Source organism: Paenochrobactrum glaciei, from assembly GCF_039522165.1.
In the GTDB taxonomy this organism is placed as follows: domain Bacteria; phylum Pseudomonadota; class Alphaproteobacteria; order Rhizobiales; family Rhizobiaceae; genus Paenochrobactrum; species Paenochrobactrum glaciei.
Genome location: NZ_BAAADE010000010.1, coordinates 62,437 through 74,020, shown reverse-complemented (window position 1 = coordinate 74,020; position 11,584 = coordinate 62,437). Strand labels below are relative to the sequence as shown.

General features: G+C 49.4%; 11 protein-coding genes. 10 read left to right on the top strand and 1 reads right to left on the bottom strand.

Annotated elements, in window-relative coordinates; genetic code table 11:
• From ABDZ76_RS15710 to ABDZ76_RS15665, 10 genes are all read left to right on the top strand, one after another.
• The coding region (locus ABDZ76_RS15710) for a DNA-packaging protein (protein ID WP_343807588.1) at positions 1-437 on the top strand (437 nt) is incomplete at its 5' end.
• A complete protein-coding gene (locus tag ABDZ76_RS15705; RefSeq protein ID WP_343807585.1) occupies positions 424-1,749 on the top strand; it encodes a phage terminase large subunit in 1,326 nt (441 codons plus the stop codon). The genes ABDZ76_RS15710 and ABDZ76_RS15705, both read left to right, overlap by 14 nt.
• Positions 1,750-1,752: 3 nt before the next feature.
• Positions 1,753-3,780 (top strand): portal protein, encoded by a 2,028-nt coding sequence (locus tag ABDZ76_RS15700; protein WP_343807582.1) that lies wholly within the window; start codon positions 1,753-1,755, stop codon positions 3,778-3,780.
• A gap of 76 nt (positions 3,781-3,856) precedes the next feature.
• Positions 3,857-4,801: a hypothetical protein gene (locus ABDZ76_RS15695; RefSeq protein ID WP_343807579.1), complete on the top strand. Its 945-nt coding sequence runs from the start codon at positions 3,857-3,859 to the stop codon at positions 4,799-4,801.
• A gap of 196 nt (positions 4,802-4,997) precedes the next feature.
• Positions 4,998-6,083 (top strand): N4-gp56 family major capsid protein, encoded by a 1,086-nt coding sequence (locus tag ABDZ76_RS15690; RefSeq protein WP_343807576.1) that lies wholly within the window; start codon positions 4,998-5,000, stop codon positions 6,081-6,083.
• Positions 6,084-6,233: 150 nt separating this feature from the next.
• Complete coding sequence (locus ABDZ76_RS15685) at positions 6,234-6,941, top strand: phage adaptor protein (protein ID WP_343807573.1); 708 nt, start codon at positions 6,234-6,236, stop codon at positions 6,939-6,941.
• The gene (locus tag ABDZ76_RS15680; protein WP_343807570.1) at positions 6,941-8,407 is read left to right on the top strand and encodes a hypothetical protein; all 1,467 of its coding nucleotides are present in this window, start codon (positions 6,941-6,943) and stop codon (positions 8,405-8,407) included. Before ABDZ76_RS15685 ends, ABDZ76_RS15680 begins: the two co-directional genes overlap by 1 nt.
• The gene (locus ABDZ76_RS15675; protein WP_343807567.1) at positions 8,398-8,835 is read left to right on the top strand and encodes a hypothetical protein; all 438 of its coding nucleotides are present in this window, start codon (positions 8,398-8,400) and stop codon (positions 8,833-8,835) included. The genes ABDZ76_RS15680 and ABDZ76_RS15675 overlap by 10 nt, the downstream gene beginning before the upstream one ends.
• Positions 8,832-9,815, top strand: a complete 984-nt coding sequence (locus ABDZ76_RS15670; protein ID WP_343807564.1) for a tail fiber domain-containing protein — start codon at positions 8,832-8,834, stop codon at positions 9,813-9,815. The genes ABDZ76_RS15675 and ABDZ76_RS15670 overlap by 4 nt, the downstream gene beginning before the upstream one ends.
• Complete coding sequence (locus tag ABDZ76_RS15665; RefSeq protein WP_343807561.1) at positions 9,815-11,101, top strand: hypothetical protein; 1,287 nt, start codon at positions 9,815-9,817, stop codon at positions 11,099-11,101. Before ABDZ76_RS15670 ends, ABDZ76_RS15665 begins: the two co-directional genes overlap by 1 nt.
• A gap of 194 nt (positions 11,102-11,295) precedes the next feature.
• Here the strand turns inward: ABDZ76_RS15665 and ABDZ76_RS15660 are convergent, their stop codons facing one another.
• A complete protein-coding gene (locus ABDZ76_RS15660) occupies positions 11,296-11,568 on the bottom strand; it encodes a CRISPR-associated protein Cas2 (RefSeq protein ID WP_343807558.1) in 273 nt (90 codons plus the stop codon).
• Positions 11,569-11,584 lie beyond the last annotated feature (16 nt).

Below are 11,584 nucleotides of genomic sequence, written 5' to 3'. Positions count from 1 at the left end.
CCTCTCATGGTGCAAAGCCTAAGTTTGAGAATGCAGAAGACTTATGGTCTGCATGCTGTGAGTATTTTGACTGGGTAGATAATAATCCGCTGTATGAGGATAAAGTCACATCGTTTCAGGGTGTGAATACGCATGAGCCGATTGCTAAAATGCGAGCCATGACGTTGATGGGGCTATGCTTTTTTATTGATGTATCCATCAAGCAATGGAATGTCTGGCGTGATGGGCGTCCCGATTTAAGTGAAGTCATATCGCGAGCCGAGGCTGTGATTTATCAGCAGAAGTTTGCAGGCGCTGCGGCTGATCTTCTCAATGCAAACATCATCGCTCGTGAGCTTGGCCTTGCGGATAAGCAAGACCTTTCATCTAGCGACGGCAGTATGACGCCACCAACATTAATTCAACTCGTACCACTAAAGGGCAATGACAGCGGTTAATATAGAACTCCCCCCGAAGCTGATAGATGTGTTCTCTGGTGATGCAGACGTACGCGCAGCTTGGGGAGGGCGAGGTTCAGGTAAGACACGCTCATTTGCCAAAATGGCCGTGGTACGCGGTTATATCTTCGGCATGGCTGACATCAGTGGGATTATCCTGTGCGCCCGTCAGTTCATGAACTCTCTGGAAGATAGCTCGCTTGAGGAAATCAAAAGGGCGATTGAGGATGAGCCATTTCTCAAGGATTATTATGAGATCGGCGAAAAATACGTCAGATCAAAAGACCGACGTGTGTCATTCGCATTTGCTGGGCTTGATCGGAATATCGCCAGTATTAAATCGAAAGGCCGCTTGCTGCTTTGCTGGGTGGATGAAGCGGAGCCAGTCACTGATGAGGCATGGCGCACACTGATCCCGACACTCCGTGAAGAAGGTGAAGGCTGGAATGCCGAGCTTTGGGTAACATGGAACCCGCTGCGCAAAGATGCAGCCGTGGAAAAACGGTTTCGTTTTACGGATAACCCACGAGTAAAGGGCGCAGAGATTAACTGGCGTGATAACCCGAAGTTCCCCGCTAAGCTTGAGCGTGACAGGTTGGGCGATTTAGCTGAGCGTCCAGAACAATACCCGCATGTATGGGATGGTGATTATGCAACAGTTATTGATGGTGCATATTTCGCCAAGCATTTAACTGATGCCAAAATCGAGGGCAGGATTGGCAAGGTTGCAAAAGACCCGCTTATGGCGCTCCGGGCTTATTGGGATATTGGCGGCACCGGTGCAAAAGCTGACGCGACAGCTATTTGGATTGTGCAATTTATTGGGCGCGAAGTCCGCGTATTAGATCATTATGAGGCTCAAGGTCAGCCGCTGGCCACCCATGTGCAATGGCTACGGGACAGTGGGTATAGCAGTGCTCTTTGTGTTTTACCTCATGACGGCTCAACCAAAGACAAAGTGCATGACGTGAGTTTTGAGACTGCGTTGCAAGATGCAGAATTTGAGACGGACGTTATCCCGAACCAAGGGGCGGGCGCTGCTAAAATGCGAATTGAAGCAGTGCGCAGGCTATTTTCGTCGATCTGGTTCAACGAAGCCACTACTGAGGGCGGACTCGATGCACTTGGTTGGTATCATGAGAAGAAAGATGAAAAGCGTGGCATTGGGCTTGGCCCCAACCATGATTGGGCGTCACACAGTGCCGATGCTTTTGGCCTGATGGCAATTCATTACGAGCAACCGCGAATTCAGAGCAGACAAAGCCGCTACGGCGGACGCTCATCATCTTCCACAAGTTGGATGGCAGGATAATCAATGGCAGTAGATGAAAATATTAAGGCTTCGGTTGCAGAAACCGCAGTCAGCGACACCTCGCGCCTTGATAAAGACAGCTTACTGAAAAAGCTAAAGGATTGGTACAAAGCTGATTTACCCCGTGTCATTGATTGGCGTGAACAAGCCCGTGAGGATTACGCCTTTTACAATGGCGAACAGTGGTCAGATGCTGATAAGAGCGCTTTGACTGAGCAAAAGCGTCCGATCATGACATTCAACCGTGTGGCTCCTTTGGTTAATGCGGTGATTGGTGCGGAAATCAACAACCGCCGTGAAGTCCGGTATATTCCTCGTGAAATGGGTGATGCTGAGGCCAATGAGCTCCTTACGAACGCTGCTGAATGGTTTCGCGATGAAGCTGGCGCCGAAGATGAGGACAGTGACGCGTTTGAGGATAATGTCATTTGCGGTATGGGCTGGACTGATACGCGCCTTGATTTTGAACTTGATCCGGATGGCGCTCCGGTTGTCCGCCGTCTCGATCCGCTTAAATTTGTTTGGGACGCATCTGCAGTAAAGCCTAACCTTGAAGATGCGCAGCACCTGTTTTATGTCGATGAAAAGCCGCTTTCTGAATGGATGGCGATATTTCCTGATGCCGACCCAGAAGTTTTAAATGCCGCATGGGCAAAATCTGGCAATACTGCTGCCACGCATGACAATGACGAGCCATCCTACGAGGGCGGTTCTTATGATGAGAACCCCAATAAGCTTTGCACGATTGTTGAGGCTCGCTGGCTGGAAACAGAGCATTATTACCGTGCACAAGACCCGCAATCAGGCCAGATGCTTGAGCTGGATAAAGAGCAGGCCAAACAGGCAAGCGCAGCGGGCATCAAGGTTGCCAAACAATCGCGCAAGGTTGTGAGGCGAGCCTTTATCGGCAACGGCATTATTGGCGATATTGATGCTCCACTTGTACCAAGCGGAATGTTCGGGTGGGAGTGCATTACGGGTTACCGTGATAAGATTAAACGCCAATTTTATGGTGTTGTGCGTCCTACAAAAGACCCGCAACGTTGGGCAAATAAGTTTTTCTCTCAGGTTATGTTCTTGCTCAATAGCCAGTCAAAAGGCGGCATCATTGCAGAGCGCGGCGCGTTCGAGGATGATCGACAGGCCGAGGAGAGCTGGGCAAAGGCTGACAGTATCACCTGGGCGAAAAATGGTGGGACATCCCGTATTCAGCCAAAACCGACCGCGCAGTTTCCAACCGGTTTCTTTGCGCTGTTCAATGAGGCCAAGGAAGCGATCAATCAGGTCACAGGCCTGTCTCCTGAGTTTATTGGCACACGTGAAGTTGATCAGGCCGGAGTGCTGGAAGCACAGCGCCGCCAGTCGTCACTCAATCTTCTTGCATCCTTATTCAATAGCCTTCGCCGTTATCGTAAGCGTCAGGGCAAGATATTGTTGCACCTGATCCAAAACTACCTCGCTGATGGCCGTTTAATCCGGATAGTCGGAGACAGTAAATCTGAATATGTGCCGCTTATGCGCTCCAATATCGCGGATGTACGGTATGATATTATAATTGATGACGCGCCGAACTCTCCGAACGAAAAAGAGCGAACATGGGGCATCCTGCAACAGATGTTGCCTTTGCTTAAAGATATGATCACGCCAGACATGATCTTTGAGATTGCTAAATATACACCATTACCGGCAACTCTTATTGATCAGTGGATGAAAAAGCTAAAAGAGCAGCAGGAGGCGGAGGCAAGTCAGCCACCGCAGCCAAGTCCGGATGAAATCAAGATGCAGGCAGAAATGCAAAAGCATCAGATGAACATGCAAGCCAAGCAGGTGGATATTGAGGCTAAGCATCAGGCGGCAGCAACCAAACAGCAAACAGATGCAGTCAGCCTTTTTGTTGATCAGCAAAAGGCGCAACTTGAATTAGAGACTGCGCAGCAAAAAGCTGAGATTGAGATGGTTCGTGTCGCTAATCAAGCTGCACAGACATCTATTCGCCAGCAAAACGCCAACACACGGCGAGGCGATATATAATCCCGCTATCAAGCGGTTTCGGCTGCTAGTCCGCAACTAGCTTCGTGCGCCCACGATAAGGGCAAATAGGTGGAAAATGACAGACGAGAATACAAGCGGCTTTACAGCTGCCGAAGAAGCTTATTTCGCATCAGGTGGCGACGAGAGCACGCTGGAAGCTGGAATTGGTACAGACGTTACAGAACAACCCTCTGACGCTGATTTATCTCAACCAGCACAAGAGCAGTCAGACCAGCAGGAGCGCGATGATAAGGGGCGCTTTGTGCCTCATGGTGCCTTACATGCTGAGCGTGAGGAGCATAAGAAAACTAAGGCTGCACTAGAGGAAATCCAGCGGAACCAAGCTATTCTGAATGACCGGTGGAATACTCTCCTTGCGACCGGAAAGCCGCAGCAGGAGCAGCCAAAAGAAGAGGCGCCACCTGATCCGGCGGTAGACATTATTGCTTATATGCAATGGCAAGCTGACCAGACCAAGCAGCTCAATGAAAAAATGGCCGCCGAAGAGCGTCAGCGACAGGACGCTGCGCAACATCAGCAGCAAGAGCAGGCCATCTGGTCAACATGGGAAAGCAGTGTTAACCAGGCAAAAGCTGCTATCCCAGATTTCGACGCGGCGACCGGATTCCTTGCTCAGCTTCGTGATAATCAATTGCAGGCATTCTCATCGGTCGACCCAAGTTTTTCGGACCCGCAAGCGCGTGTAGCTCAGATTAACGCCGAGCTTCGTCAGATAATTGTGCAGGCTAAAAATGCAGGGCAAGACCCTGCAGCGGCTGTTTACCAAATTGCTAAGGGTTATGGTTATACGGTTGCCGAGGCTGCACCCGATGGCGACAAAATCGATAAGATCATACAGGCTCAGGCTGGATCAAAAACAATTGCCGGTACAAACGGCAATGCGATGGCTGACCCTCTTTCAGCTCAAGCAATTCTCGATATGCCCGCTGCAGAATTCGATGCATGGGTGCAGAGCCCTGCAAACGCCAAGCGTTTTGAAAAGATGCTCCAAGGCATGTGAGTGATATGATTACCCAATATGGGTGTCGCGCATAGCGTCACCCTTAGCGGTCTAGGTCAGGACTTAAAACAGACCTTCGTTTGATTGCACGTCAGCCAATTAGCCCGCGCCGAGGGTTTAAAGTCGGCTTCGCTTCGCTCGCAGCGTCACCGCGACAAATCCCTTTGATTTTTCAACGTTACACTGGAGAGCCAAAATGGCTACAACTACAATTGCTTCTAATAATGCACTAACAGTAAAGCTGTGGGCTAAGAAGCTTGCTCAGGAAGTTTCCAAAGCAACCCCGATTGCTCCGTTGATGAGTACTGGTACTAATTCGATCATCCAGCTCAAGGATGAAACCCAGAAGGGCAAAGGCGATAAGGTCACTTTCGGCCTTCGCACACAGCTTATTGGTGATGGTGTCTCTGAAGGCACAATGCTTGAGGGGAATGAAGAAGCGCTCAGCACCTATAACGATGCCATCATGATCAACGAGCTTGCGCACGCTGTTCGTGTTCGCAATGATCAGACCATTGATGCACAGCGCGTTCTCTTTGATATGCGCGAAGAGGCAAACGCCGGTCTGGTCGATTGGTACGCTGATCGTATGTCTTTGATGTTCTTCCTTCATGTGTGCGGTTATACGGCTCCATCCATTGGCTTCGAAGGGCGAACAATCACAATTGGCGGGGTGCATACTGGCTTTAATACCGTTACTGCACCTACGCGCCATCTTATTGCTGGCGGTGCAACGGATGAGGCTTCGCTGACAAGTGCAGATGGTTTCACGCTTGATCTGATTGACAAGGCCGTGGAGCGAGCAAAACTTGCGAACCCGAAAATCCGTCCGGTGCGTATCAACGGCGGTAGCCACTATGTCATGTACCTGCACCCGACACAGGTCACATCAATGCGCACCAATACATCAACTGGTCAATGGCTGGATATTCAGAAAGCGGCTGAAAAGCGCGGTGGTGATAATCCAATCTTCTCTGGCGCACTCGGTGTGTACAACAATGTCATTTTGCGCGAGAGCGAGCACGTGACAACTGGCGTAGAAGCCGGGGCAGAAGTGCCGACCGTTCGTCGTGCCGTTCTTCTTGGTGCTCAGTCTGTGGTTGCAGCATTCGGCATGAAAAATACACCGGAGAAATTCAAGCGAATTGAAGAGACTTTCGATTATCAGCGCGAACTTGGTGTTTCTGCTCAGACAATTTTGGGCATGAAGAAAACCGTATTCAATAACAACAATTCCGATTTTGGCGTGATTGTCGTCTCCACCTACGCAACTCCTGCTTAATCGGTCGGGGGCGGGCTTCGGCTCGCCCTTTCCGAAAGGTATTCTCATGGATGACACAGATTGGACACTTGTCGATTTTGGCGATGAAAAGCCAAAGTCGGAAGAAGCTGAGCCGCGTAAACCAGTCAGCAAAAAACGCAAGGGTAAGTAATGTCTATTTCCGTAACGACATCCGGTCCTAATAACACAATCCCCGCTCTTCTCGATGCGCAAGATCGTACATTTTACGATATGATGACGGTTATTGCCGACGAGATCGACGATACGACAGGTGAATATCAGCCGCAAATCCAGAATTGTATTTTCTCAGCAATCCGGTTTTGCGAGCGAAATATTTATTATTTCAATGAAACGCGTGATGTGACGTTCAAAACTGCCGCTGGCCGTGAATGGTATGATAAGTCTGACAACCCGAATATCCATACGCTTGTACGCATTGTGGCTGCCTATTACGAGGATGGCTCCGGTCAACGCCATACACTGCGCCGCGCAATGCCAGAAGAAATTGAGCGCATTTCTGATAATGGCGTATCAGGCAGTGAGCCATATATGTTCACTTATTTTGGCCAGCGTTTGCGGCTTTACCCTGTACCAAATGATGCAAGCCACACGATCCGGTTGCAACTTGGCGCGTACCGGCTGAATGAAATACAAGCATCAACGGACAGTAATGCTTGGTTCACTGAGGCTTTTGACCTGATCAAAGCTCGTGCGAAGTACCAGCTATATAAAGATTACCTCAAAGATGCCCCGCTGGCTGCCGCCTCGCTCAATGATTACAATGAGGAGGATAGTGCGCTTTCTGCAGAAACATCGCGCCGTAATGGTCGTGGAACTATTATTGGGACTGCATTCTAATGACGGTTATCCCAGCAGCAGAGTACCGCCCAGATATTGCAGATATTAATGCAGCATTTACCGATCAGGTCTTGAACGTGTTGCCATCTGCAAATGGCTATATTCCGATGAAGAATTGGAGCCCGCTAACAGCGGAGTTTCAAGAAAATCCGCTCGGTGTCTTTGCTGTGCGCTCTCTGGATCAGTCTGTGTATGTTTTTGGTGGTACGGCAACTGGCCTCTATCTGCTGGATAATACAACACTAGAATGGAATGAAATCAGCAAAACCGCCGGTGGTTATCATGCGTCTCATGATGCGCCTTGGTCATTCGCGCTGTTTGGTGAGTATGTCATTGCAGTCAACCAGAACGATGATCCTCAAGTTTATCGGCTGGGTGTTGATGCGACATTTCGTGATCTTGGCGGCACACCGCCACGCGCCGGATTGGTAAAAGTATGGGGCGACTTTGTTTGCCTAATGATGTTGCCAGATAATCCAAACCGTGTGCAATGGTCGGGGCTTAATGATTGTGAGTTTTGGACTGTTGGTTCAAATAGTTCTGATTATCAGGACTTTCCAGACGGTGGGCGTGTTCAGGGTTCGACAGAAGCCACTAACCCGCTAATCTTCCTTCAATCATCAATCTATGCCGGCACATTTGTTCCGGGATCCGATATCATTTTCACTTTTCATAAAGCTCAAGATAAGCGCGGGGCAAAATCACCTTGGGGGATTGCTTGCCGCGGTGCTTACGCGTTCTTTGCAGATGAGGGCGGTTTTTTCCAGATCAGCTCTAACGGCGGTGAATTGCTGCCGATTGGGTATGAGAAGGTTGATCGCACCGTTTTTACTAAAATGGCCGCGTCTAATCTGGCTGACATGTCTGCCGTTATCGACCCATTTTACACCCGTGTTTATTGGGCGATGGATTACAACGGATTGGGCGTTTATAATGAAATGCTGATCTATGATTGGGGCGTACAGCAGTGGTCATTGGTTGAAATCTCAGCAACAGACATAGTGCCATTTTATACCGCAGGCTACACGCTGGACGGGTTAGACGCGATATCGATGAGCATCGAAACGCTTCCATTCTCTCTTGACAGTAAAGCGTGGCAGGGTGGCGCTCCAATCCTCGGGGCATTCAAAGATATGCGCCTTGGTTCGTTTACCGCCAGCAATATGGAGGCGACACTCGTCTCGCAAGAGATATGCGCTACAGACGGGCGAATTCAGCGCACAAGGCGCGTTTATCCGTTGGTTGACACAGACCAGTTATTTCTGTCCGTCGGTGTTCGCATGAGGCGTAACCAGTATGAACCAGTTAAATGGCTCGCTGAAACCAGCCCATCTTATAATACCGGACTAGCTCACAAAAGATCGAGGGCGCGTTTCCATCGCTTTCGAATACGCATTCCAGCTGGGGAAGATTGGTCACACCTGACAGGCTTTGATGCAACATTCGAGGATGCAGGATGGCGCTAAAAATAATTAACACTCAGGAATGGAGCATTGAGCAGATCGCAACATATGGCCGAGACCTAACTGCGGCCATGACCAAGCTATGCGAGAAGTTTCCTGACGATTTAACGGTCAAGAGTATTATGGCCGATATCATCAGCGGTAAAAACCAACTTTGGTTAATCCTTGATGAGAGCGACAAGTTTAAAGCCTTTGTAACAACTGAAATTTTTATCTCTGAGTTTACAGACAAAAAACGCCTTCATCTCTGTGATCTGGGTGGCGAAGGCGGTGTTTATTTGGCCGATCTGGTGACTGAGCTTGAAAAGTTCGCACTGTCGCAAGGCATTACTGAAATTCATGCCATGGGTCGGTTTGGCTGGCAACGGCAACTGGCAAAGCACGGATACAAGCCACTCGTGTTCCGCTTCGGAAAGGACTTAACAGCATGAGCTCCGGTAAAAATAAAAGCAGCAGCAGCCAGACATCAGAGCCGCCAAGCTGGGCAAAGCCATTGTTCACTCAATCGGCAGGTGACGCCAAAAAGCTCTATGATTCAGGGGCTGGCGGTAATGTTTATCAGGGGCAGCGCATAGGTGATTTGAGCGACACAACAACTGGTGCGGTTAACAGCCTTGGCAATGCGGCCAATATGTATAAGTCTGATACGATCAATCGACTTGCAACTGGAGACACATCGAGTGCAACGAACCTTGCCAATATGGCGAATGGCTCGATGATCGGTAACAATACTGCTTTTAATGATGCCCTACAAAACACCCTGATTAATACCGCGAACACGATCAATTCCAGCATGTCGGGCGCGGGTCGTTATGGTTCTGGCGCTCATAGTGGTGTGATGGCTAACCAGCTCGGTCAGGTTGCCACAAATGCAATGGCGAACCAGTACAATCAAGATGTTTCCAACATGATGAGCGCAAATAACCAGATTGATAGCGCTAATATGAACAAGCTGTCCGGCCTTAACTCGCTATATCAGGGCTATTCCAATACTGCAGGTAATCAGCTTGCAGGTGGGCAGGTGCTGGATCACAATGCGCAGGCCAAGATGGATGCTGAACGTGATAAATGGTCTGAAACTGATAATCAGGGCTGGACGCGCCTTGGTCTTCTTCAATCAGCTGCAGCAGGTGCAGCTGGCAACTATGGCACAACATCGGGCAGTCAGAAAAGCAGCTCTAAGGGCTTCAATCTCTTGTCTGATATCCGCACTAAAGAGAACATAGTCTCTGTTGGCGAGCGAGACGGCTTCAAGCTTTATGAGTGGAACTATGTCGGGCATCCGCAGCGCTATCGTGGCGTGATGGCTCAGGATTTGCTTGATACAAGACCGGATGCCGTCAGTCTTGGTCATGATGGCTTATACCGCGTGGACTATTCAAAACTCGGCTTTGATATGGAGGCATTGTGATGTTTGATTATCGTTATAATGGCTTACCAAATATGCTTACAGCGCAAATGCCACTCATGCCGCAAAATATGTTGTCCCCTATGCCTGAGCAGGCACCGCTAATTGATCCCATGGTCACCGGTGGCGTGCAGCCTGCACAGCAGAATATGCAAGTGTCGCCGGGTGATTTGAATTATTTTCCACCTGCGCCTGACGCAAACCGCGCACCGATCACACAGCATGACTATCTGGCTTCGCTTCGTCATTTGCAGGTGCCACAACAGCAGGTCACAACCACGCAGAAAAGTAGCCAGCCTGACGGCGGCATGCAGCAGATAGCAGCATTTCTCCAAGGGCTTGGGCGGGGTAATGGTGTACTTTCAGCCATTGGTGGCGGCTTAGGAGCGGTGCAGGAGAAGAAGCAGGAAAACCAGACGGTGAACTATTTGACCCAGCGGGGTATACCTGAGGGGGAAGCGCAAATCCTTTCCCGTAATCCTCAGGCTGTTGTTCAGGTTCTGGAAAATCTCCGTAAAGGAGTAGATCCTAAAACAGCTCTTGAGCTGCAGAAGCTAGGATATGAGGTTGAGGCTGCACGACTTAAAGCGCAGGGCGGTGGGGCATCTGCAACAGAGTATGGTTTAAATCCGATCTGGGGGCAGGATGCTCAGGGTAATCCTGTGCTTGGTGTTCTTGGTAAGGATGGGTCATTCAAGAAGGTTGATACTGGAGAGTTTGATATTTCATCCGGTACTGAGCAAATTGATCTGGGCGATAGCTTCGCTATCAAAGACAAGCGCTCTGGTCAGATTATCGGTTCCGTTCCGAAAAACCTTGCAAATGCTGAACGTGAGAAAGTGCTTGGTAAAGCATCCGGTGAGCGGGAGACCTCTGCGGAGGGGGATTTTACGACTGCTCAGAATGCGCTCGATCTGATTGATAATATTCGAAATGATCCATATCGGGAGCGCGGCACAGGTGCGTCAGCAGTTTTGAATAATGTCTGGGGCACTGGCGGTTATGACTTTGCTCAAAAAGTTGAGCAGGCAAAATCAGGGGCGTTCCTGACAGCAATTCAGCAGATGAAGGGGCTTGGTGCGCTCTCAAATAACGAAGGCGCAGCAGCAACCGCCGCTGTAACTCGAATGAATACTGCTATGTCAGAGCAAGGTTTCCTTGATGCCCTTGCAGATTATGAGAAAATTGTAAAACAGGGCATGGAACGGGCAAGGAAAAACCTTCCTTCAGGCTCTGGCGCGTCACCAGCCTCGAACACCGTAGATTTCTCCGATTATTTCAAACAGTGAGGCAGATATGACTTCAAAAGAAGTAGAACGATTTATCGAAGAATGTCGCTTCGCAAAGATTGTTGATACAGCTGACGGTCAAGCGATCCGTATCGGAAGCGACATCATTAATATACGATCTGCAAATCCTGAATTACACATAGAGGGTATTACAGTCGCCCTTCGCCAATCATTGCAAGGGGCTAGTTGCGATACTAATTCTTCAGTTGAGCTTTTACAGCGTCATTCGAAGACAGGAGCTTGCCCTGCCACGCAGCCTCACCGGTAAGTTTTGCGACGAATAATGCATCATTAGAATCGATCTTCTCTTTTAGATCATCTCTAATTTTAGAGGCGGTTGTGTTCCACTTAATAAGCCATACAGATTCTAGGATACGGATCGCTTTCCACTCCTCTAGCCTGCTATACAAAGCTTGGTAATCTCTACCATGTTTTCGTAAGTCATAACTGACGATAAATGATGCCATTTTGGCTCCCCCATTA